19 protein-coding genes are annotated in these 22,170 nt (G+C 65.7%); 13 read left to right on the top strand and 6 right to left on the bottom strand.

Going from position 1 to position 22,170, the window contains the following annotated elements:
• The first annotated feature begins 59 nt into the window (after positions 1-59).
• Positions 60-1,625 (top strand): MFS transporter, encoded by a 1,566-nt coding sequence (locus FS507_RS11800; RefSeq protein ID WP_260853377.1) that lies wholly within the window; start codon positions 60-62, stop codon positions 1,623-1,625.
• A gap of 17 nt (positions 1,626-1,642) precedes the next feature.
• Here the strand turns inward: FS507_RS11800 and FS507_RS11805 are convergent, their stop codons facing one another.
• Positions 1,643-2,809: an ATP-binding protein gene (locus FS507_RS11805; protein WP_145942987.1), complete on the bottom strand. Its 1,167-nt coding sequence runs from the start codon at positions 2,807-2,809 to the stop codon at positions 1,643-1,645.
• Between the two features lie 228 nt (positions 2,810-3,037).
• On the opposite strand from FS507_RS11805, the gene FS507_RS11810 reads away from it, so the two are divergent.
• A complete protein-coding gene (locus tag FS507_RS11810) occupies positions 3,038-5,044 on the top strand; it encodes an OPT family oligopeptide transporter (RefSeq protein ID WP_145942988.1) in 2,007 nt (668 codons plus the stop codon).
• Positions 5,045-5,117: 73 nt separating this feature from the next.
• On the top strand, positions 5,118-5,693 hold the full coding sequence (locus tag FS507_RS11815) for an NADPH-dependent FMN reductase (RefSeq protein ID WP_145942989.1): 576 nt from the start codon (positions 5,118-5,120) through the stop codon (positions 5,691-5,693).
• Between the two features lie 10 nt (positions 5,694-5,703).
• Here the strand turns inward: FS507_RS11815 and FS507_RS11820 are convergent, their stop codons facing one another.
• Entirely contained in the window at positions 5,704-7,713 is a 2,010-nt protein-coding gene (locus FS507_RS11820; RefSeq protein WP_260853378.1) for an acyltransferase family protein, read from the bottom strand.
• A 401-nt stretch (positions 7,714-8,114) separates the two neighbouring features.
• On the opposite strand from FS507_RS11820, the gene deoC reads away from it, so the two are divergent.
• From deoC to FS507_RS11835, 3 genes are all read left to right on the top strand, one after another.
• Positions 8,115-8,771: a deoxyribose-phosphate aldolase gene (deoC, locus tag FS507_RS11825; protein WP_145942991.1), complete on the top strand. Its 657-nt coding sequence runs from the start codon at positions 8,115-8,117 to the stop codon at positions 8,769-8,771.
• Positions 8,772-8,933: 162 nt separating this feature from the next.
• Positions 8,934-10,691 carry an ABC transporter ATP-binding protein gene (locus tag FS507_RS11830; protein ID WP_145942992.1) on the top strand — a complete coding sequence of 586 codons (1,758 nt, stop codon included), beginning with the start codon at positions 8,934-8,936 and terminating at the stop codon, positions 10,689-10,691.
• On the top strand, positions 10,688-12,526 hold the full coding sequence (locus FS507_RS11835) for an ABC transporter ATP-binding protein (protein WP_145942993.1): 1,839 nt from the start codon (positions 10,688-10,690) through the stop codon (positions 12,524-12,526). Before FS507_RS11830 ends, FS507_RS11835 begins: the two co-directional genes overlap by 4 nt.
• A 4-nt stretch (positions 12,527-12,530) precedes the next feature.
• On the opposite strand, the gene FS507_RS11840 is transcribed toward FS507_RS11835, so the two are convergent.
• On the bottom strand, positions 12,531-12,848 hold the full coding sequence (locus FS507_RS11840) for a hypothetical protein (RefSeq protein WP_145942994.1): 318 nt from the start codon (positions 12,846-12,848) through the stop codon (positions 12,531-12,533).
• Between the two features lie 155 nt (positions 12,849-13,003).
• Here FS507_RS11840 and FS507_RS11845 point away from each other — a divergent pair, with 155 nt between their 5' ends.
• From FS507_RS11845 to FS507_RS11855, 3 genes are all read left to right on the top strand, one after another.
• Entirely contained in the window at positions 13,004-13,468 is a 465-nt protein-coding gene (locus FS507_RS11845) for an SRPBCC family protein (protein ID WP_145942995.1), read from the top strand.
• Between the two features lie 89 nt (positions 13,469-13,557).
• Positions 13,558-14,439, top strand: coding sequence for an AraC family transcriptional regulator (locus tag FS507_RS11850; protein WP_145942996.1), 882 nt, complete (start codon positions 13,558-13,560; stop codon positions 14,437-14,439).
• 205 nt (positions 14,440-14,644) lie between these two features.
• The gene (locus FS507_RS11855; RefSeq protein ID WP_222121424.1) at positions 14,645-16,276 is read left to right on the top strand and encodes an ABC-F family ATP-binding cassette domain-containing protein; all 1,632 of its coding nucleotides are present in this window, start codon (positions 14,645-14,647) and stop codon (positions 16,274-16,276) included.
• Between the two features lies 1 nt (position 16,277).
• On the opposite strand, the gene FS507_RS11860 is transcribed toward FS507_RS11855, so the two are convergent.
• Together FS507_RS11860 and FS507_RS11865 are read right to left on the bottom strand one after the other, a co-directional pair.
• Complete coding sequence (locus FS507_RS11860; protein WP_145942998.1) at positions 16,278-16,901, bottom strand: hypothetical protein; 624 nt, start codon at positions 16,899-16,901, stop codon at positions 16,278-16,280.
• Between the two features lie 69 nt (positions 16,902-16,970).
• Positions 16,971-17,315 carry a hypothetical protein gene (locus FS507_RS11865; RefSeq protein WP_145942999.1) on the bottom strand — a complete coding sequence of 115 codons (345 nt, stop codon included), beginning with the start codon at positions 17,313-17,315 and terminating at the stop codon, positions 16,971-16,973.
• Positions 17,316-17,338: 23 nt separating this feature from the next.
• On the opposite strand from FS507_RS11865, the gene FS507_RS11870 reads away from it, so the two are divergent.
• Positions 17,339-17,896 (top strand): cysteine hydrolase family protein, encoded by a 558-nt coding sequence (locus FS507_RS11870; protein WP_145943000.1) that lies wholly within the window; start codon positions 17,339-17,341, stop codon positions 17,894-17,896.
• Between the two features lies 1 nt (position 17,897).
• On the opposite strand, the gene FS507_RS11875 is transcribed toward FS507_RS11870, so the two are convergent.
• Positions 17,898-19,067, bottom strand: a complete 1,170-nt coding sequence (locus FS507_RS11875; protein ID WP_186314669.1) for a DUF418 domain-containing protein — start codon at positions 19,065-19,067, stop codon at positions 17,898-17,900.
• A 91-nt stretch (positions 19,068-19,158) separates the two neighbouring features.
• Between FS507_RS11875 and FS507_RS11880 the strand changes: the two genes are divergently transcribed.
• The 3 genes from FS507_RS11880 to exaC all read left to right on the top strand — a co-directional run bounded on the left by FS507_RS11880 (position 19,159) and on the right by exaC (position 22,134).
• Positions 19,159-19,920, top strand: coding sequence for a class I SAM-dependent methyltransferase (locus FS507_RS11880; protein ID WP_145943002.1), 762 nt, complete (start codon positions 19,159-19,161; stop codon positions 19,918-19,920).
• Between the two features lie 102 nt (positions 19,921-20,022).
• Positions 20,023-20,475: a DoxX family protein gene (locus tag FS507_RS11885; protein ID WP_145943054.1), complete on the top strand. Its 453-nt coding sequence runs from the start codon at positions 20,023-20,025 to the stop codon at positions 20,473-20,475.
• 117 nt (positions 20,476-20,592) lie between these two features.
• Positions 20,593-22,134: an acetaldehyde dehydrogenase ExaC gene (gene exaC, locus FS507_RS11890; protein WP_145943003.1), complete on the top strand. Its 1,542-nt coding sequence runs from the start codon at positions 20,593-20,595 to the stop codon at positions 22,132-22,134.
• Positions 22,135-22,170: the final 36 nt, after the last annotated feature.

Raw genomic sequence — 22,170 nt, forward strand, 5'->3', positions numbered from 1 at the left:
CGCTACTGTCGGGTTAAGCATCAGTTCCTAATTCTTATTCGACGGAGGAGTACTCCAGCGTGAACGACAGCAGCGAGCGACAATCCCGGCGGGATGCCCGCCGGGACGCCAGACAGACCCGGAGCGCTGAACGGAAGGCGCTGCGGGCAGGTCCGCCGCCACCGAAGGCAGGCCCGCCGAACCGTCGCTTCTGGGCGGCAGTGACCGTCCTGTCCCTGGGTGGACTGCTTTTCGGCTACGACACCGGAGTGATCAACGGCGCGCTCCCCTCGATGACCGCCGACCTGGGCCTCGAGGAACGCTATGAGGGGATCGTCACCTCCGCCCTCCAGTTCGGCGCGATCTTCGGTGCGATCTTCGGCGGCCGGGTCGCCGACCGCATCGGACGCCACCGCACCATCGCGATCGTCGCGGTGATCTTCATCCTCGGCTCCCTGGGCTCGGTCCTCTCACCGACCTGGGTCGTGCTGATGCTGTGCCGGATCGTCCTGGGCATCGCCGTGGGGTCCGCGTCCGGCATCATCCCGATCTACCTCGCCGAGCTCGCCCCCACCCACCTGCGGGGTCGGGTGGTCAACCAGAACGAGTTCATGGTCGTCTTCGGCCAGTTCCTGGCCTTCAGCTTCAATGCGCTCATCGCCCGCGTCGGTGGTGCCGAGGAGGGCGGGACGTGGCGCTGGATGCTTGCGCTGTGCCTCGTGCCCGCCATCGCGCTGTGGGTCGGTATGACGATCGTCCCGGAGTCCCCGCGCTGGCTCGCCGGCCACGGTCGTATCGAGGACATGCTCAACGCGCTGCGCACCATCCGCGAGAAGGTGTACGGGTCACCGGACTACGAGACCTCCCGCTACGGCGGAGACGATGCACCGCACCCCGACAGTGACGAGATCACCCACCCGGTGTCCGGTGACGTCGAAGGCGTCCGCACCCTCGCCGACCACGACAGCCAGGCGTCCCGGCGCCGGTTCCGTGACCTCTTCGCCGAACCGTGGATCCGCCGCATCATGCTCATCGGTTTCGGCATGGCCGTGATCAACCAGATCTCCGGCATCAACGTCATCCAGTACTACGGCGTGACGATCCTGACCCAGGCGGGATTCGAAGGCAACACCGCCTTCACCGTCAACCTGTTGATCGGTATCGCCGGGGTGATCGGCATGCTGCTGTCGATGTTCCTGAACTCGCGTGTCCGGCGTCGGCGCATGCTGATGAGTGGTCTGACCGGTACGGTCGTCACCCTGACCGTGATGGGGCTGGTGTCGATGATGATGCCGGACGAGGTCGAGGCCAAGAAGTGGATCATCCTGGCCGCCATCGTCGCCTTCGTCGGCATCATGCAGTGTGCGGTCGGTGCGATGACCTGGTTGTTCATGTCTGAGATCTTCCCCATGCGTGTCCGCGGCGAGGCCATGGGCCTGGCGGCGGGGGTGCAGTGGTCGATGAACTTCTGTGTCGCCCTGTTCTTCCCGTACCTCATGGACGTCATCGGATTCGGTCCCACCGTGTTCATCTTCGTCGGTCTGCAGCTCATCGCCCTGGTGTGGGTCTACCGACTGGTCCCGGAGACCAAGGACAAGACCCTCGAGACCATCGAGCAGGAGTTCCGCGACGCGGTGTCGGCTTAGAGCGGCGAACGCTCAGGCTATTCAGGTGACGGAGTGGGCAAGCTCAGCCCCAACGTTGCAGCATGCTCTCGCAGATACTCCCTGAGGTAAGGGACTGCGAGGTCGAACCGACCGTCCGGCAGTACCTGAATCATCCCCGCATTCGTCAGCCGGGCCCGGTAGACGTAGAGGTAGTTGAGGCCCTGGTTGATGCGCTCGGCAAGGTCCGCCGGGCGTGATGGTCCGTCATCGACACTCATCGCTACGAGCACCGTCTTGTCGGTTCCGGACAGGTCTTTGAGGGCAGGGTCGTGCACCAGGGTTCCGAGCTTGCGGCGGGCTTTATCGACCCCCTGTCTGACGGATTCCGGGGTGATCGTGTCGCCCTCTGCGGCCCGGAACGAATAGTGACCGACAAGCTGAATCATGAACGGATAGCCGCCACATGCCTCAGTGGCTGTTTCCAACGCTGCTTCATCCCAGGTCACTTCCAGGGGTTCGACCGGGGCGCTCAGCGCTTCCCGGACATCGTCGTCAGACACGGACCCCAGGAACACACGGTCGGCTCTACGGATGAACGTGATTGTGCTCTCGTTGTCCTTGTCGCTGATGAACCGCTCCACCGCAGAAGGGATTCCGGCCATGGCTACCGCGATATTGGCGTCCGCGCGGACCAGGTGTTGGATGACCGTGGCGAACTCCCTGAGCTCGTTGCTGTTCTTCACGTGTACCTCATCGAGGGTGATCAACGTTCCCGCTGGATCATCGTCCCCGGCGAAGCGACTGTGCAGTCCGTCGAGCGTCCCCAGGAGCTCTCGGAGGCTGGACGACCAGTCCACGGTCTCTGTGGACATCGTCGATACGCCGATTCTTCCGAGCGTCCCGCCGGAGATCCGTCGGCGGACAGTGTCGTCACCGAGTTCTTCAACAGCCCGGGCAACTTGACGCACGAGGTTGTCCATGAACCCCTGGTCGGCAGACTCGGAGAAGACATGCCAGCCCCGGGACCTGGCGACATCCTCGACAGCATTGAGCATGCAGGTCTTGCCGACGCCTCGTACACCGGTAAAGAGAGTTATTCGCTCGAGGGTGCCTGGACCGTCATCGAGCGCACTGTCGAAGTCTTCAATGTCACTGTCGCGCCCGACCAGGACAGGCGGGCTTGCCCCGATGCTGGCACGGAACGGGTTACGGATACGTGCCATGGTCGACTCCTATCCCTTTGCTGCTTTTGCAGTCTTTGTTCATTTTGCAAGTTTTGCTGGCTTTGGTCACGTTGTCAATGATGGCGAACGAATATATAGCCCGCTGTTGTAACCGGATGGTCGGCGACTAGAGTTTCACGGGTCCCACAACTGAACCGATGACGTCCACGGTGCCGGGCCCCCGAGGAGAAACCGGCGCTGTCACGTCCGTGAAAGCGAGCCAACGACATGGCCGACCCCAACAACGTCAAGACCAGCTCCCCGATCCGGGAACTCACCGTCCGCGCGGTCATCCTCGGTGGACTGATCACCCTGGTGTTCACCGCCGCGAACGTGTACCTGGGCCTGAAGGTCGGTCTGACCTTCGCCACCTCGATCCCGGCCGCGGTGATCTCGATGGCGGTGCTGCGACGACTGCAGAACCACAGCATCACCGAGAACAACATCGTGCAGACCATCGCGTCTGCCGCCGGCACCCTGTCGGCGATCATCTTCGTCCTGCCCGGTCTGATCATGATCGGCTGGTGGACGGGATTCCCGTACTGGACGACCATGCTGGTCTGCCTCATCGGTGGCATCCTCGGCGTGCTGTACTCCATCCCGCTGCGGCGGGCGTTGGTGACGGGATCGGATCTGCCGTTCCCCGAAGGTGTGGCCGCCGCCGAGGTGCTCAAGGTCGGTGAGGATGACTCCTCCGACCCCGACAACCGCAGCAACCGGGACGGTCTGCGTGCCATCGTCGTCGGTGGCCTCGCTTCGGCGGGAATGTCGCTGTTGTCCGCGTTGAAGGTCACCGCCGCCGAGCTGTCCACCACGTTCCGTGTCGGCACGGGCGGCACCATGGTCGGTTCCAGCCTGTCACTGGCGCTGATCGGTGTCGGCCACCTCGTCGGTCCGACGGTGGGTGTCGCGATGATCGTCGGCCTGCTGATCTCCTTCGGCGTGCTGTTGCCGGTCTTCACCGGTGGAGAGCTGCCTGCCGTCGGAGACATCTCCGACGCCGTCTCCGAGACCTTCGCCGGTGACGTGCGTTTCGTCGGCGCCGGTGCGATGGCGATCGCCGCGGTCTGGACGCTGCTGAAGATCATCGGCCCGGTGGTCCGCGGGATCGCCGCGTCCCTGGCGGCGTCACGTGCCCGGAAGCAGGGTGAACATGTGGCACTCACGGAGCGCGACATCCCGGTGAAGGTCCTCGTGGTCGGGGTCCTGGTGCTGATGCTTCCGATCGGGTGGCTGCTGTGGTCCTTCCTCAGCGGGACGGGGGTCAGCCACCACACAGGCTCGCTGATCACCCTGAGCATCCTGTTCGTCCTGCTGCTCGGCCTGATCATCGCCGCGGTGTGCGGCTACATGGCCGGCCTGATCGGGTCCTCCAACAGTCCGATCTCCGGCGTCGGTGTGATCGTGGTGCTGCTGGCCGCCCTGCTGATCAAGCTGGTGACCGGCAACGACGACGGTGGTCACCCCACCGCCCTGGTGGCCTACACCCTGTTCACGGCGACAGTCGTCTTCGGCGTCGCCACGATCTCGAACGACAACCTGCAGGACCTCAAGACCGGTCAGTTGGTCGGGGCGACCCCGTGGAAGCAGCAGACGGCCCTGATCATCGGTGTGGTCTTCGGTTCGTTGATCATCCCGCCGGTGATGGGGCTGATGGCCACCGCGTTCGGTTTCGCCGGTGCACCCGGTGCGGGGCCGGACGCTCTCGCCGCACCGCAGGCGGGCCTGCTGTCGTCGGTGGCCGAGGGCATCTTCGGCGACTCGCTCGACTGGGGCCTGATCGGGCTGGGTGCGCTGATCGGTGTCGGCGTGATCATCGTGGACGAGGTTGTCCGACAGGCGTCCGGGAAGCGCTTCGGCCTGCCGCCGCTCGCGGTGGGTATGGGCATGTACCTCCCGATCAGCCTCACCCTCATCATCCCGTTGGGTGCGTTCCTGGGCTGGTTCTACAACCGGTGGGCCGACGGACGCGCGAATGCCTCGACTGCCAAGCGGCTGGGAGTGCTCGGCGCGACGGGTCTGATCGTCGGTGAGAGCCTCTTCGGCGTGCTGAACGCCGGCATCATCGCCGGTACCGGCGATTCGGACGTGTTGGGGATCATGCCGGACGGCTGGGCAGGACCGTCCCAGTGGGTCGGTGCACTGGTGTTCGTCGGCATCATCCTGGGCGTGTATCGCTGGGTGCAGGCGCGCTCGTCCCGGTCAGTGGTAGCGGAGGAGCAGACGACAACATAGTTGACGTGTCAACTATGGTAACGTCGTGGCGGCAGAACAACCGCGACTCCATCCCTCACCAAGGAGGACAACCATGACCAGCATCGGCATCATCGCAGGTTCCACCCGCCCCGGCGCCTTCAACCCCCAGGTGGTCAGCTGGGTCAAGGAGCAGCTCGACGCCGCAGACGTCGACAGCACCGTGATCAACTTCGCCGACTACAACCTCCCCGTCCTCGACGAGGAGATCCCCGGCGGCGCCCACAAGTACGCCAATGAGCACACCAAGGCGTGGGGTGCGGCCCTGGAGCCGTTCGACGGCTACATCCTGGTGACCCCGGAGTACAACCACAGCGTGCCGGGCCCGCTGAAGAACGCGATCGACTTCGTCGGTTCCGAGTTCGCCCACAAGCCGGTGGCCTTCGTCTCCTACGGTGCCGACAAGGGCGTCCGCGCCGTTGAGGCATGGCGCTCAGTGTTCGCCAACTTCCGTGCCGCGACCGTCCGCGATGTCGCCGCGTTCTCGATCTTCACTGACGCCGTCGACGGCACCTTCGCTCCGCAGGAGGTGTCCACAGCACCCTTCGCCGGGCTGCTCAAGGATCTGCTCGCCTGGGCCGAGGGCTTCGCCGTCGTCCGCGACCGTCTCTCCGCACAGGTGGTCGGCTGAGGCCGGACGCCTACATTGCGCAGCTGATCGAGGAATCCTTCTTCCCGTCGACGGCCTGCTGCAGGCCCTTCTCCACCGCGTCGGTGTAGTACTCCTGCCCGGCGTCGTTGGGGTGGACACCGTCGCCGATGAGGGAGTCCGGGTGGTCGAGCGCCATCTGGCACCAGGGGGCGAGGTACACGTCCGGGTGGACCGCGGCGTAGTCGAGCGTCTGCTGGGCGGCCGGGGCGATACCGTCGACATAGCCGTAGGGCACCACGAGGATGATCTTGTGGCCCGGTCCGACGGTCTCGACGATGCGGTCGAGCTGACCGTCGAAGGCCTGGCCGTTGGTGCCGAAACCCAGGACGACATACTCGCCGAGCGTCCCGTTCGCGGCCATGGTGCCGATCGGGCCCTCACCGCCGGTGTAGTGGCGCGACGTTTCGGCGTCGACGGTGATGCCCGGGAACCGCTGCTGCAGGGACAGGGTCGACGCCAGCATCACCGAGTCGCCGATCGCCGTGATGTCCCTGCCTGCGGGGAGGCCGGGTGTGGCGGGTGCAGCAGGAGCGTCCGGCGCTGCGGATGTCCCGGCGGAGTTGTCCTGCAGGTCCGCCATCTCCTCCAGCTGGGTCTCCAGCTCCGAATTCGCCGGGCTCTGCCCCAGAGCGGAACCGGCCAGGAGGGTCACCACCAGGACCGCGCCCGGGACGGCCAGCAGTTTCGTGGTGCCCAGGGACTGCAGCGTCCTGCGGTAGCCGTTGCGGCGCAGCGGCGTCTCCACCCACCGGTAGGACGCCTCGGTAAGTACCAGGCTCACGACCACGGCGACCACGCCGACCGCCCAGTCCGGGACGTCCGAACCCGGTTCCTGCATCAGTGCGCGGGCGAAGACGACGACGGGCCAGTGCCACAGGTACAGGCTGAAGGACCGCTCACCGAACCAGCGCAGCGGGCGCCACCGCAGCAGCCCCGCGACCGGCCCGGCCTCCCGCAGGGACGTGGCGATCAGGGCGACGGACAGCAGCGACGCCAGGAACAGTCCGCCCCGGTAGGTCAGGGGATCGGTGTCAGGCAGCGTCAGGAACATGACGGCCAGTACCACCAGGGCCAGCGACCCGCCGACCCAGGCCAGTGCCGCGGACCGACGTGACGCGGTCGCGGGGGAGAACGCGGGCCAGGAGTCCGTCGACGACTGCCCGGCCGATGTCGTCACCAGGGCGAGGACCACGCCGGCGAGCATGCCGAACGCGTGGGTGTCCGTCCCGAAGTACACACGGGACGGGTCGCTCTCCGGGTCGTGGAGGATGATCATCGCGATCAACGAGGCGATGCCCAGCACCGTCGCCACCACGGTGGCGACGCGGAACGGGCCGGCGGACCGTCCGATCCGGTTCCAGCGCAGGACGCGCCGCGAGAACCACAGGCACGCCAGCAGCAGCACCGGCCACAGCACGTAGAACTGCTCCTCGATGGCCAAGGACCAGTAGTGCATGAAGATCTGCGGCGTGGTGTCGGCGAAGTAGCTGTTCGACTGGGCGATCTGCACCCAGTTGTTCACGGAGAACAGCGACCCGAGGAACTGCGGCACCAGGGCGACGGCCGCGTCACCGCCGATGATCCCGGCCACCGCGGTCGAGACCAGCAGGACGGTGACCGCTGCCGGGAGGATGCGGCGGGCCCGACGACGCCAGAACTCCTTGAGGTTGATTCGGCCGGTCGCCCCGATTTCGCGCACCAGCAGCGAGGTGATGAGGAACCCGGAGAGGACGAAGAAGACGTCCACCCCGAGGAAACCGCCGGGCAGCACGTCGCCGAAGAAGTGGTAGACCACCACAGCGAGGACTGCGATGCCGCGCAGACCGTCGAGTCCGGTGACCCGACGGATCCGCCCCGGCTTTAGAGGGGCAGCGACGGGGACCGTGGTGGCCGGTGGGGGCGGGGCGATCGTCGGCGTCGACGCCACCACCGGCGGCTCCGGGGCAGGTTCCGTCGTCGGCTCAGGCGCGGGAGCGACCTCCACCTCCGCTGGCGCCACTCGTGCGCCCCCGGGCGGTGGCGGACACGTCGGGGCGGAGAGCACGATGGGCTCGACCAGCAGCTGTGCCTGTGCCTGTTTTCGGGGCGGGCGAACCGAGGACCGTGCGCACGCGGGTGCCGGTGGTGCACCGCCCGGGGCAGTGAGGACGATGGACGGGCGGGGACTGGTGGCCATTACGTAAGCAGGGGTCTTTCAGAGGACGACGGTGGTGATGTCATAACGGTAGTCGGCGCTACGGTGCGGCCCAAAGCCTGTGGGGAGTTCTCCTGATACCCCCGCATGTATTCGCCGCGACCTGCGGATTGTCAATGTAGACACCCTCTAATCTCACGACGTTTCGTCAGAAGCGGGGATCCTTGTGAGATTAGGGGCGCTCGACGAACGCTAAACTGCACACCATGCAGCGCACCGAACTCGCCCGCCTGATCGACCACACCCTGCTCAAGCCGGAGTCCACGTCAGCGGACGTGGCAGGCCTCGCCGCGGAGGCCGGTGAACTGGGCGTCTACGCGATCTGCGTGTCGCCGTCGCAGTTGCCGGTGGACGCACCGTCGGGGGTGCACGTCGCGACGGTGGTCGGTTTCCCGTCCGGCGCGGTGAAACCCGACGTGAAGGCGACCGAGGCGGCCCGCGCGGTGGCGGACGGCGCCGACGAGGTCGACATGGTCATCAATCTGGCTCTGGTGAAGGAAGGCCGGTTCGATGAACTGACCGGGGAGATCGCGGTTGTCCGTGCCGCGGTTCCGGCACCCGGGGTGCTCAAGGTGATCATCGAGTCTGCCGCGCTCGATGACGAGGAGATCGCCGCGGCCTGCCGCTGTGCAGAAGAGGGGGGCGCGGACTTCGTGAAGACCTCGACCGGGTTCCATCCGGCCGGAGGGGCGTCGGTGGAGGCGGTACGGGTGATGCACGAGACCGTCGGTGGGCGTCTCGGCATCAAGGCGTCCGGCGGGATCCGCTCGCTCGAGACGGCGGAGGCAATGGTCGCCGCCGGGACCACGCGCCTGGGACTGTCGGCCTCGGCGACGGTGCTGGACGAGGCGGGACTGTTCTGACCGTTGTTCCCCGGGGCTCCGGCAGATTGAGTGTCCAGGTCAGCGAACGGCCGGATTCGTGACCTGTACCCTCAGGGCGCCGACACGGTCGACACAGCCGACGGCCGTTACTAAACCCATGCTTCCTGGCAGGTCAGCCATATAACCGCCTACACTGTCCGGGTGCAACTACTCCGGCTCGTGGGCAGATACGCCCGACAGTATCCGGGGCTGCTGGTCGCAGTCCTCATCCTCCAGACCGTCTCCACCTTCGCGACGCTCTACCTTCCCCGACTCAACGCGGACATCATCGACAAGGGCGTGTCCCTCGGCGACATCGGCTACATCTGGTCGACCGGTGGCGTGATGATCGCCGTCGCTTTCGTCCAGGTCATCACCGCTGTCGCTGCAACGTGGTGTGCCGCTCGCCTGGCGATGTCGGTGGGTCGTGACGTCCGCCGCGACGTGTACCGCAGCGTCGACCGGTTCAGCTCGCAGGACATGGGCACCTTCGGTGTACCGACGCTGATCACCAGGGGCACCAATGACGTGCAGCAGGTGCAGATGGTGTTCGTCATGTTCCTCAGCTTCATGGTGACCATGCCGATCATGTGCATCGGCGGCATCGTCATGGCGTTGCGGGAGGACGCCGGCCTGTCGTGGCTGGTGTGGGTGTCCGTGGCCGTGCTGCTGGTCATCGTCGGGCTGATGGTCGCCCGTCTGGTGCCGCTGTTCGGGTCGATGCAGGAGCGGATCGACGCGATCAACGGTGTGATGCGTGAGCAGATCACCGGCATCCGCGTGATCCGTGCGTTCGTCCGGGAGAAGTTCGAGACGAAGCGTTTCGAGGACGCCAACCAGGCGGTCGCCTGGGTGTCTGAACGTGTCGGACGGGTGTTCGTGCTGATGGGCCCGGTGATCATGCTGGTGCTGCACGCTGCCACGGCGGCGGTGCTGTGGTTCGGCGGTCACCGGGTGGCGGACGGTGCGATCGAGGTCGGTTCCCTCACCGCGTTCATGCAGTACCTGCTGCAGATCCTTGTGGCGGTGATGATGGGTTCGTTCATGGCGATGATGCTGCCGCGTGCGATCGTGTGTGCCGGGCGTATCCAGGACGTGCTCGGCCACGAGCCGTCCATCATCGAGCCGGAGTCGGATCCGTCCGTGGAGACGGTGTCGCCGAGTGAGGTGCGTGGCGAGCTGGAGTTCCGCGACGTGTCCTTCACCTACCCGGGTGCGGACGCCCCGGTGCTCACCGACATCAGTTTCACCGTGCGCCCCGGGGAGACCACCGCGGTGATCGGTGCGACGGGGTCGGGCAAGACCACGCTGGTCAACCTGATTCCGCGGCTGTTCGCGCCGACGTCGGGGGAGGTGGTCGTCGACGGTGTGCCGGTCGCGTCGATGCCGCGCACGGACCTGGCCCGGTACGTCGGGCTGGTGCCGCAGAAGGCGTACCTGTTCTCCGGGACGGCGGCGTCCAACCTGCGTTTCGGACGTACCGACGCCACCGACGACGAGCTGTGGGAGGCGTTGCGTGTGGCCCAGGCCGACGGTTTCGTCCGCAGCCGCGGTGACGGGGACGCGGCAGGGTTGGCTTCACCGATCGCGCAGGGCGGTACTGATGTGTCCGGTGGTCAGCGCCAACGGTTGTGCATCGCCCGCGCCCTGGTGGCGGCGCCGAAGGTGTATGTCTTCGACGACTCTTTCTCGGCACTGGACGTGCGCACCGATGCTGCGCTGCGTTCGGCGCTGTACCCGAAGACCCGGGATGCGGCCGTGGTGACGGTGGCCCAGCGGGTGTCGACGGTGCGTGACGCAGACCAGATCCTGGTGTTGGAGAAGGGGCGCATCGTCGCCCAGGGAACCCATGATGACCTGCTGGAGTCGAGTGCGACCTACCGGGAGATCGTCGAGTCGCAGATGGAGGCGCAGCGATGAGTGACACAGAGGTTGCTGACCGGGGTGCGGAGTCCGCACCGCGCTCGGCGAAGGCGTTCTGGCCGTCCGCGCTGCGGATGGTGGCGCTCATGGCGCCACGCAAGATCGCACTGACATGGGTTTTCGTCCTGTTGGTGGTCTGTGTGGTGCTGACCGTCTACGCACCGAAGGTTCTCGGCGATGCGGTCGACGTGATCTACAACGGTGTGCTGTCGGTGTGGAACAACGAGCCGGGTGCCGGCATCGATTTCACCGAACTCGGGCGGTTGATCGGCATCGTGCTGGGGATGTACCTCGTCGCCGGGGTGTTCAACTGGGCGCAGGGGTACATCCTCAACAAGATCGTCGTCGCGGTGATCGTGGAGCTGCGTACCGATGTGGAGCGTAAGGTCCACCGGTTGCCGTTGAGTTTCTACGACTCCCGGCAGACCGGTGACCTGCTGTCGCGGACGACCAATGACGTCGACAACGTCCAGCAGGCGCTCCAGCAGGCACTCAGCCAGTTCGCCTACTCGGCGATGATGATCATCGGTGTGACGGTGATGATGTTCCGGGTGTCCTGGCAGCTGGCGATCATCGCCCTGCTGGCCCTGCCGTTGACCGCCATCGTGGTGGCCATCGTCGGTACCCGGGCGCAGAAGCAGTACGGTGCACAGTGGGCCGGGACCGGCAAGGTCAATGGCCATGTCGAGGAGTCCTTCACCGGCCACGACCTGGTTGTCGCCTACGGCCGCCAGGACGAGATGTCGGTGACCTATGACGAGCGGAACGAGGAGCTCTACCAGGCCAGCGCGAAGGCCCAGTTCCTGTCGGGCATGATGATGCCGCTGATGCAGTTCCTGAACTACCTCAGCTACGTGGTCATCGCCGTGTTCGGTGGCCTGCGGGTGGCGAACGGTCAGATGACCCTGGGTGCCGCGACAGCGTTCATCCAGTACTCCCGTGAGTTCAACCAGCCGCTCGGCGAGCTCGCCGGCATGATGACGATGGTGCAGTCCGGTGTCGCATCGGCCGAGCGGGTCTTCGAGCTCCTGGACGCCGAGGAGCAGGATCCTGACCCGGAGGCGACGGTCGAGCCGGCCACCGGTGTGCGTCGGGGTCGGGTCGAGTTCCGTGACGTCTCCTTCGGTTATTCACCGGAGACCCCGTTGATCGAGAACCTCGATCTGGAGGTGGATCCGGGGCAGACCATCGCGATCGTGGGCCCCACCGGCGCGGGCAAGACCACGATGGTGAACCTGATCATGCGGTTCTACGAGGTCACCTCGGGCGCGATCCTCGTTGACGGGGTGGACACCCGCACGATGAGCAGGGCAGAGCTGCGGTCGCGCACCGGCATGGTGCTGCAGGACGCGGTGCTGTTCGACGGCACGATCCTGGAGAACATCCGTTACGGGCGTCTGGACGCCAGCGATGACGAGGTCAAGGCTGCGGCGAAGGCCGCGTACGTCGACCGGTTCGTCCACGCGTTGCCGGAGGGGTACGACACGGTCATCGACCAGGACGGCGGGTCGGTGTCCGCCGGTGAGCGCCAGCTGATCACGATTGCGCGTGCGTTCCTCGCGGAGCCGGAGATCCTGATCCTGGACGAGGCCACCTCGTCGGTGGATACCCGTACCGAGGTGCTGGTCCAGAAGGCGATGAATGCGATCCGTGCGCAGCGCACGTCCTTCGTGATCGCGCACCGACTGTCGACGATCCGGGACGCCGACCGCATCCTGGTGATGGTCGACGGGTCGATCGTGGAACAGGGGTCGCACGACGAGTTGCTGGAGGCGGACGGCTCCTACGCCGAGCTGTACCGGAGCCAGTTCGCCGCCGGCGGGGCGGTGTAGGCCCTCAACGATCTACGACGTTGGTTTCCCAGTAGTGGAAGTCGACAATGTCCTCGGGCAAGGCGGCGACGACCTGCCCATGCAGGCGTCGCCCTTCTTCCTCGTGGGCGCGGGCCATGTCGCCGGAGGGCCAGCCGGTCTCCCAGCTGAAGTGGTCATTGAACTGACGCGCCCACCGGCGGATCTCCTGCGACAGTTCGTCCGGAAGACAGGGGAGAGGCGGGTCCTCCTCCGCGCACAGGTAGGGGTGCTCGCTCGTCGTGGCCCAGACATTCCAGAACGGCCAGTCGACGTCGTACTCGTTCATCATCTTGAAGTGCATCACAGGCATTCTCCTGTCGTCAGATTCTGTGTGTAGCCGTGCTTCAGCCCTACCGTCCTGCAGTGCGTGACACAATCCGGCACGAAGATCCGGATCGTGTCACGCACACCAGGACTCCAGTAGTAGGTGTGGACGGGAGCGCTACGCTGAGACCCATGGCCTATGAGATCAGCGACTCCGTCACCGTCCACGCCGCCCCGTCGGAGGTCTTCGACCTCGTCAGTGACATCACGCGCACCGGGGAGTGGAGCGCCCAGTGCTACCGCGCGGAATGGGACTCGGATGACACAGGTGAAGGGGCAAGGTTCACCGGGCACAACCGCAGAGAGGAACGGGAATGGTCGACGGTCTCCGAAGTAGTCTCCTCCCGTCCGGGGCAGGAGTTCTCCTGGCGGGTCACCTCCAGCGGAACGCGGTGGGGCTTCCGGATGGAACCGGTGAACCGTCGGGAGGATGCCACGGTGCTCACGGAATTCACCGCCTTCACGGAGGAGGGTGAGGCGTACTTCCGGCAGAAGTTCGGTGATGACGCCGCTGCCCAGGAAGCGGACCGTCGCGACGCCGCCACCTACGGAATCACCGAGACCCTGCAGAACATCAAGGAGATCCTCGAGAGGTGACCGTTTTCCGCACCTGACCGCAACGGTCCGCAGAAGTAGGGCGCAGACGGGTACCCGAGCGGCAGCATGAGAGTCGAAGGAGGTCAGCCGTGATCAATGACCTGAACCGGCTCGTCGACTATGTCGAAGGCAACTTGTGCGGGGAGATCGACATCACCGTCGTCGCCCGCTCGTCCGGTGTCACCGGGTATCACCTACGGCGCATGTTTTCGTCGCTGGCAGGGATGCCGTTGTCGGAGTACGTCCGTCGGCGCCGCATGACGGTTGCCGCAGGTGACGTTCTCGCTGGTGATGATCTGCTGTCGATCGCCGTGCGGTACGGCTACGGCTCGGCCGAGGCATTCGGGAGGGCGTTCCGCACTGTCCACGGCATCGGCCCCACCGAGGCACGTCGCACGGGAGGCCCCCTTCGGACACAACAGCAACTCAGGTTCCGCCTGACCGTCGAAGGGAGCAGTCGTATGGACGCCCGAATAGTCAACCGCCCCACCATCCGTCTCGTGGGGCATGCCACGCGGGTCCCGCTGATCTACGAAGGAGTGAATCCACATATCGCGGAGTTCACAGAGTCGCTGCCGGCGGAGGTGCACAGTCGTCTCTACGCACTCGGCGACACCCATGAGGAGGGGCCCGGCGGCCTTCTCGCTGTCAACGACGACGTCGCACCGGACTCGGACGAGGGGGCGGAGCTGACGTACATGCACGGCGTGGCCGTCACCGGTGACTCCGTCGCGCCGGATGACCTGGACGTCATCACGGTGCCAGCGGGGGACTGGGTGGTGTTCCGGTCGTCCGGGGCGTTCCCCGAATCGCTGCAGACGATGTGGGCGGCCACGGCAACGGAGTGGTTTCCCTCGAACCCGTGGCAACTGCGCCCGGGGCCGTCCCTGGTGTCGACGCTGGAGCACGACGAGGATTTCACCACCGCGACCTGCGAACTCTGGTTCCCGGTGGAGCCGCGTGAGGCCTGAACGTGGTGACCGGGCGACGGCTGGCGACGCCTGGCGACGCCTGGCGACGCCGGGGCCCTTGCGGGCGGTTGTCGCCGCTGCTAGGTTCTTAAGACATGCGGAAGTAGAACCCCTGAATCGTCCTGCGCCTGAGGCGTTGCCATCTGCCCGGCGGGACACACCTTTTCTCCACTCAGGGAGTTCCCCCATGTTTATGTCATCCTCCATGTCAACGGTGTCCCCGCTCCGCGTGGACGGTCTGTCCGTCCAGATCGCCGGAACCCGTGTCCTCACCGATGTCTCTTTCACTGTGTCTCCTGGTCAACGTGTCGGTCTGATCGGTGAGAACGGTTCGGGGAAGTCCACCGTGCTGCACGCGATCCACGGCTCCCTGCCGGTCGGCGCGACGACTGCAGGGACGGTGGACGTCGGGCAGTCGGGTGCCGGGCTCCTGCACCAGCAGGCCCCGTTCCGGGATGACGAGAGCGTCCACGATGCCCTCGAGTCCGCCGTCGCAGCTGAGAGGCAAGCCGCCGTCGACCTGGAGCAGGCGGCGGACCCCTATGACGCAGAGGCTTATGCGGCTGCCCTCGATGTCGCTGAACGTCTCGACGTGTGGGAGACGGACGCGCGCATCTCGGCGACCCTCGCCGGCCTCGGCCTGGCCGCAGTGTCGCAGGAACGCCGGACCGGGGAGTTGTCCGGCGGCCAGCGTGCCCGCCTGTCGTTGGCGTGGCTGCTGCTGAACCGTCCGGACATCCTGCTGCTGGACGAACCGACGAACCATCTGGACGACGCCGCGACACAGTACCTGGCCGGCGTTCTGAACACCTGGAAAGGTGCAGTGCTGTTCGCCAGTCACGACCGGGCGTTCCTCGACCGTGCGGCGTCCTCGTTGATCGACCTGGATCCCGCGCCCTCGCAGGTCGGTGCGGACGGTGGTGTCACGCGGTACACCGGCAACTACACCGACTACCTGGCGGCCCGGCAGGACGTCCGGGCACGGTGGGAGCGCCAGTACCGCGACGAGCAGGCCGAGCTGAAGCGCCTGCGTGCCGGAGTGCGGGACAACCACCAGGTCGGGCATGTGAACTTCAAGCCGCGAACAGAAACGCGCATGGCACAGAAGTTCTACGGCGACCGGAATGCGAAGGTTGTGTCACGGCGGGTCAATGATTCGCGTTCGAGGCTGGAGAAGCTGGAGGAGTCGCAGGTCCGTAAACCACCGGAGGAGCTGACCTTCACCGGGCTCACGGCGGCGGGTCGCAAGGACACCGAGGGGCAGACGGGGCCCGTTCTCGTTGCGTCGGAGGTGAGTGTCGCCGGTCGCCTGGGGCGGACGTCCCTGACCGTCAACGGTGACGAGAAGTTGCTGGTGACCGGCCCGAACGGCTCCGGTAAATCGACGTTGCTGGAGGTGCTGGCGGGAGCGCTGCCCCCGTCCTCCGGAACGGTGACCGTGGCCGGGGTGAGCGTGGGCCACCTGACACAGGAGGTGGAACTGCCTGATCCTGCCGGACGTGGCCCGGACAGGACGGTGGAACGCACCTACCGTGACCTGGTCGGCGACGATCTCGCGGAGACGGTGCCGTTGTCGACGTTCGGATTGATTCATCCGAGGGACGAGTCCCGGGCGCTCGGAGAACTCAGCCTGGGGCAGCAGCGCCGCGTCGCGCTGGCGGTGCTCCTCGCTGCACCGCCGGACGTCCTGCTGCTGGACGAACCCGACAATCACCTGTCGTTGTCCCTGGTCACCGCTCTGGAGGAAGCGATCCCCACCTATCCCGGCGCTGTGGTCGTCGCCTCCCACGACGCGTGGCTACGGCAACGGTGGCGCGGGGAGCGGCTGGAGTTGTAGCTCAGCCGATCGGCGGGAAGCTCGGCTCGGGGACCCAGTCAGGACGGGGTGTCCAGAATCTGGTCGGCTGCTGTAGCGCGATGAAGTAACTACCGCCGTTGACGTCATTCTCGATGAGAGTCTCGTCCGTCGTCTCCGCCACTACCTGGTAATCCCCGACTGTGATTCTTGAACCTGCATCCAGGGCTTCGACCTCGGCACCGGCGAACTCTGTCTGGAGATCCGGGTCGGTGAGTGCGGCGCTGGGGATGAACATCGTGTCGTTGTACTCGAGACCCTTGGTCGGCTCACCGTCTTCAGTCTGCATCGGTTCCTCGAGTGTGAGGAGGCAGGCGAAGTCAGAGCCGACTCTCTCATTCAGTTCGCCGTCGACGGAGCAGACGCTACCGTCAGGCAGCGAGAACATGTACCCACCGCTGTCGACCGCGAAGCGTTCAGTTTCTCCGGCGGACGGACCGGGCGTAGATGGTGATGACGCAGCAGCGGTGGATTCCGAGGCGGGGGCTCCGAGTGTCTCCGGAGCCGTGGACGACTCCTCGGCCTCCCCCTCGCCGCCACATGCGCTCAGCACCAGTGCCGCACCGGTGGCCAGCGCCAGGGCAGTAGATTTCCTTCCGACTTTCACAGGGCACTCTCCAGTGTCGTGGAATCATGCAGAATAAGTTTCCTTAACAACACTACGCTTCGGCGATGCTCACCGTCCGACCTCGGACATGCTGGCCGCGAACAGTGCGAGGAGGACGGTCATCGCGATGGTGAAGGCGATGTATCCACACGCCACGCTGATCGCCAGGACCGACTTCCATGCGGTCTGTCGCCGGCGACGCCGCAGGACGCCGATGATGACAGCGACGGACGCGAAGAAGGTGATGGCCGTGATGACCTCGAAACTGTAGTGCAGGGCGCCGATTCCCGTGGCAGAGAGCGAACTGCCGGCGATCCCCACTCCCCAGGACAGGTAGGCGCCCGCGATGAAACCCGCCACTGAGATGGCGAACCACAGGAGGCCTTTCTTCATCGTCGTCATCGTCCCGGACATGTGACGCAGGCTACACTGTGGGCATGTCTGCATTCCAGGATCGCCCCAACACAGCGCTGCTGGTCATCGACCTGCAGAACCTTGTCGTCGACGGTGCGTTCCGCCGGGACGAGGTTGTCGGCGCGGTGAAGGGCCTGGTCGACAGGGCGCACGAGGAGAACGTCCCGGTCGTCTGGGTTCAACACGAGGCCGAGCATCTCCCACCGAACACCCACGAGTGGGAATTCGTCCCCGAACTGCAGCAGCAGGAGGGGGACCGTCTGGTCCCGAAGATATACGGGGATGCGTTTGAGGGGACGATCCTGGGCGAGGTTCTGGAGGATCTCGGCGTTGGGCGCATCGTCGTCACCGGTGCGGAGACCGACGCCTGCATCCGCTCCACCATCCACGGTGGATTCACCCGCGGCTATGACGTCACGCTTGTTGCGGATGCACACACTGCCGGGGACAAGACGGAGTGGGGTGCGCCACCGGTGGCGCAGGTCATCGAGCACACGAACCTCTACTGGCAGTTCCAGGGAGGCGTGGGGAAGACCGCCTCCGTCGAGACCGCTGACCAGGTGTCCTTCGCGGCCGACTGATCTACGCGCGGAGCCGGCCCGTCGACGCCGCATGCATGACCTGCTCCAGGGGACCACGTCGGAAGAAGCATTTCCACACCATGCAGAACACCAGCGAAATGCCGAGATAGCAGGTCAGTGGCAGCAGTGAGACGCCCGGTTCGTCGTGGATGTCGGGGAGCCAGTGGTTGATCGCGGCCGACACCAGTGCCTGGCCGACGTACACGGTGAAGGCGCACGATCCCAGCGCGGCCAGCGGGAACACCCACCGTCCGAGAACATCACCGGCCCACAGACACACGGACACGAGAACGAGACTGATGCCGGTGTTGAGCAGCAGGTCCGGCGTGGAGCCCGAATGTGCGCCGTTGAGCAGAAGCTCGCCGGTGGAGGAGGTTGTTCCCATCGAGGCGCTGTACATCCGCCACGCCCCGAACACACTGGTGTCCGTCGCGTCGGCGAGGTCGCGCAGCGGCATGTCCATGAACTGCATCATCAGGGGTTGGACATCGAAACAGGCGAGCGCAACCCAGGTGACGACGCTGGAGACCACCGTGGCGATGACCCCGACGACCAGCCACAGGACGCGCTTCAGGCCGTCCACGCCGAGGGTCATCACTCCCATGCCGAGCACGATCACCGGTAGCCATGTGAGTGTGGGATACATACCGTCGAGCAGCAGGGCCCGCAGCGCCACGCCCGCACCCTCGAGTGAGGTGAAATGGCCCAGGCGGGGGACCACGGCGAGTTCGTCCCCGGTCATGGGGAAGACGTCGCGACGTAGCCAGTAGGACAGTTGCGGCAGGACGAACATGCCCGCGGTGCCGAGGGCGAGCAGCGTCGGTCCGCTCAGGGAGACCAGCGCGGTACACAGCAGGAAGGACGCACCGAGCGTCGCCAGGACGATGATCATGTCCGGTCCGGCGGAGGCGAGCAGAATGCCGATGACCAGGAGGATCAGGCCACGGACGGCGATGCGTCGACGGATTCCGGAGGTCGGCACCCCGGTCGCGAGACCCCGGCTGGTCATCAGGGCCATGGACATGCCGGAGAGGAAGGCGAAGAGGATGGACGGCCAGCCCATCACCCACGGTGCCCAGGACGCGGGGCCGAAGTGGTCGGCGGTCATGCCGGTGATGGCGACAGCCCGCGCGACGTCCAGACCGATGATGCGGTTCTTCTGTGTGTTCATGGTGGTCACGGATTCCGAGAATGCCATCTGTGGTGGTGGCGGTCGTCAGCCCCGGGTATGACTCCGGGACGGTGACGGTACCCTGAACCACATGAGTGACAAGCGGGAGGCCCCGAGCAGCAACTGGTTCACCGGCGGTGCGGAGTATGCGACGTTCCGTCCGTCCTACCCCACACAGGTGTCCGGGTTCCTCGCGGAACACACCCCGGCGACGGGTGTGGCGGTGGACGTCGGCTGTGGGACGGGGCAGCTCTCGACTCAGTTGGCCGACTACTTCGACCGTGTCCTGGCCTTCGATCCGAGTGAGTCGCAGATCGCTGCGGCGTCAGAGCATCCGAATGTCACCTATGAGGTGGCTTCAGCGGAGGCGCTGCCGGTGCCGGATTCGTCGGCCGACCTGGTCACCGCAGCGCAGGCGGCGCACTGGTTCGCGTTGCCGGACTTCTATGCCGAAGCCCGTCGTATCGGACGCCCTGGCGCGCTGATCGCCCTGGTGAGCTACGGGATCCTCCGGATCTCCGACCAGGACGTCCAGGAACGTTTCGGGCGGTTCTACTACGACGAGATCGGTCCGTACTGGGATCCGGAGCGTCGCTACGTCGACGAAGGCTACCGGACGATGCCGTTTCCGTTCGAGGAACTGGAGGCACCGGAGCTCAGCATTGACGCCGACCTGGACCGCGAGGCGTTCCTGGGGTACATCGGGACGTGGTCGGCTGTGCGGAAGGCGGAGCGCCAGGGCAGGTCGGACCTGTTCCAGAGTTTCTCGTCGGACATCGTGGACATCTGGGGCGACAACGGACGTCCGCGCCAGGTCTCCTGGCCGGTGGCGGTGCGCGTCGGGCGGCTCTGACGAGGGTGAGTGCTGCGTCACAAAGAGGTTGACACGTCAACCATCGACTATATGGTTGACACGTCAACTACTCTCCCACGGAAAGGCCGCGAGGTCCCCGCCATGTCCACGACCGTCAGTACCGTCAGTAACGTCGGTACCATCAGTAACGTCGTCATTCTTCTTGCTCGTATCGCCCTCGGCGTCACGCTCTTCGCCCACGGATGGCAGAAGTTCTTCACCAACGGAATCGACGCCACAGCCCATGGGTTCGACTCCATGGGCGTTCCCGTCGCCACCGCGTCGGCGATCTTCGCCGCCGTCGTCGAACTGGTCGGTGGTGCCCTCTTGATTATCGGCCTGCTGACCCCACTGGTCGCTGTGCTGGTCGTCGTCGACATGGCAGGGGCCTTCTGGTTCGCACACCGGGCCGCCGGAACGATCTTCGTCGGTGAGGGCGGCTACGAACTGGTCCTGGTCCTGGCTGCGGGAGCGGCCCTCGTCGGGGCCGTCGCCGGTGGACGGTTCGGCGTGGACGGGGTGCTGCGTCGGCGGCGGGGCGCCCTCGCCCGCTGAGTATCGTGATCGACACAACACTATGAATAAATAGTGGTCGTCATCACGGAGGAAAAGGGTTACGTTTGTCGGTGGCACCACAAGCACCGACGAACCCTGCATGGGAGGCACCACGCCATGACCACCACAGCAACCGCCAGCAACGCCTACGCCGCCCCGGGAACCGAAGGTTCCCTCGTATCCTTCAAACCCCGCTACGAGAACTTCATCGGCGGGCAGTGGGTGCCCCCGGTGGGCGGACAGTACATCGAGAACATCAGCCCGGTGGACGGCAAGGTCTTCACCGAGGTCGCCCGCTCACAGGCCGAAGACATCGACAAGGCCGTCGACGCCGCGCACGCCGCAGCTGCTGCCTGGGGCAAGACCAGCGTCCAGGAACGCTCGCGGGTGCTGCTGAAGATCGCCGACGTGCTCGAGGAGAACCTCGAGATGCTCGCTGTCGCCGAGACCTGGGACAACGGTAAATCGGTGCGCGAGACCCTCGCCGCAGACATGCCCCTGGCCGTCGACCATTTCCGCTACTACGCCGGAGCGCTGCGTGCCCAGGAGGGCACATTGTCGCAGATCGACGAGAACACCGTCGCCTACCACTTCCACGAGCCGCTGGGCGTGGTCGGCCAGATCATCCCGTGGAACTTCCCGATCCTCATGGCCGCGTGGAAGATCTGCCCGGCCCTGGCCGCCGGCAACGCCATCGTGCTCAAGCCCGCCGAGCAGACGCCTGCATCGATCCTGCTGGTCGCCGAGCTCATCGCCGATCTGCTGCCCGAGGGTGTGCTCAACATCGTCAACGGTCTCGGTGAGGAGGCCGGTGCGGCGCTGACCGCCAATGACCGGATCGCCAAGATCGCCTTCACCGGCTCCACCGAGGTCGGCAAGATCATCAACAAGTCGGTGGCGGACAAGCTCATCCCGGTCACCCTGGAGCTCGGCGGCAAGTCCCCGAACGTCTTCTTCGGCGACATCATGGACGCCGACGACTCCTTCCGGGAGAAGACCCTGGAGGGGTTGGCGATGTTCGCCCTGAACCAGGGTGAGGTGTGCACCTGTCCGTCGCGTGCGCTGATCCAGGAGGACATCGCCGATGAGTTCCTCGATCTGGCTGTCGAGCGGGTCCGCTCCATCAAGGCCGGTAACCCGCTGGATCCGGCGACGATGATCGGTGCCCAGGCGTCGTTGGAGCAGATGGACAAGATCACCGGCTACCTCAAGTCCGGCCCTGAGGAGGGTGCCGAGGTGCTCATCGGTGGCGGGGTCCGCACTGTCGAGGGCCTGGAGAACGGTCTGTACGTCGAGCCGACGATTCTCAAGGGCAACAACGCCATGCGGTGTTTCCAGGAGGAGATCTTCGGTCCGGTGCTGGCCGTGACCACGTTCAAGGACTTCGACGAGGCCATCCAGATCGCCAACGACACCGACTACGGTCTCGGTGCCGGTGTCTGGGCCCGCGACGGTCGCACCGCTTACCGTGCCGGGCGGGCCATCGAGTCCGGCCGGGTGTGGGTGAACAACTACCACTCCTACCCGGCGCATGCGGCGTTCGGCGGCTACAAGAAGTCCGGTATCGGTCGGGAGACCCACCTGATGATGCTGGACCACTACCAGCAGACGAAGAACCTGCTGTGGTCCTACGACGAGAACCCCAACGGACTGTTCTGATCCGTTCCGGTCATGGCGCGTACCCTTGTGGGCGGA

The organism is Corynebacterium glyciniphilum AJ 3170 (assembly GCF_007673095.1).
In the GTDB taxonomy this organism is placed as follows: Bacteria; Actinomycetota; Actinomycetes; order Mycobacteriales; family Mycobacteriaceae; genus Corynebacterium.

Excerpts from the sequence above, each read along its gene's own strand:
- FS507_RS11805 (WP_145942987.1), bottom strand. The coding sequence starts at position 2,809 with ATGGCACGTATCCGTAACCCGTTCCGTGCCAGCATCGGGGCAAGCCCG.
- FS507_RS11810 (WP_145942988.1), top strand. The coding sequence starts at position 3,038 with ATGGCCGACCCCAACAACGTCAAGACCAGCTCCCCGATCCGGGAACTC.
- FS507_RS11815 (WP_145942989.1), top strand. The coding sequence starts at position 5,118 with ATGACCAGCATCGGCATCATCGCAGGTTCCACCCGCCCCGGCGCCTTC.
- deoC (WP_145942991.1), top strand. The coding sequence starts at position 8,115 with ATGCAGCGCACCGAACTCGCCCGCCTGATCGACCACACCCTGCTCAAG.
- FS507_RS11835 (WP_145942993.1), top strand. The coding sequence starts at position 10,688 with ATGAGTGACACAGAGGTTGCTGACCGGGGTGCGGAGTCCGCACCGCGC.
- FS507_RS11840 (WP_145942994.1), bottom strand. The coding sequence starts at position 12,848 with ATGCACTTCAAGATGATGAACGAGTACGACGTCGACTGGCCGTTCTGG.
- FS507_RS11845 (WP_145942995.1), top strand. The coding sequence starts at position 13,004 with ATGGCCTATGAGATCAGCGACTCCGTCACCGTCCACGCCGCCCCGTCG.
- FS507_RS11855 (WP_222121424.1), top strand. The coding sequence starts at position 14,645 with ATGTCAACGGTGTCCCCGCTCCGCGTGGACGGTCTGTCCGTCCAGATC.
- FS507_RS11865 (WP_145942999.1), bottom strand. The coding sequence starts at position 17,315 with ATGTCCGGGACGATGACGACGATGAAGAAAGGCCTCCTGTGGTTCGCC.
- FS507_RS11870 (WP_145943000.1), top strand. The coding sequence starts at position 17,339 with ATGTCTGCATTCCAGGATCGCCCCAACACAGCGCTGCTGGTCATCGAC.
- FS507_RS11875 (WP_186314669.1), bottom strand. The coding sequence starts at position 19,067 with ATGAACACACAGAAGAACCGCATCATCGGTCTGGACGTCGCGCGGGCT.
- FS507_RS11880 (WP_145943002.1), top strand. The coding sequence starts at position 19,159 with ATGAGTGACAAGCGGGAGGCCCCGAGCAGCAACTGGTTCACCGGCGGT.
- FS507_RS11885 (WP_145943054.1), top strand. The coding sequence starts at position 20,023 with ATGTCCACGACCGTCAGTACCGTCAGTAACGTCGGTACCATCAGTAAC.
- exaC (WP_145943003.1), top strand. The coding sequence starts at position 20,593 with ATGACCACCACAGCAACCGCCAGCAACGCCTACGCCGCCCCGGGAACC.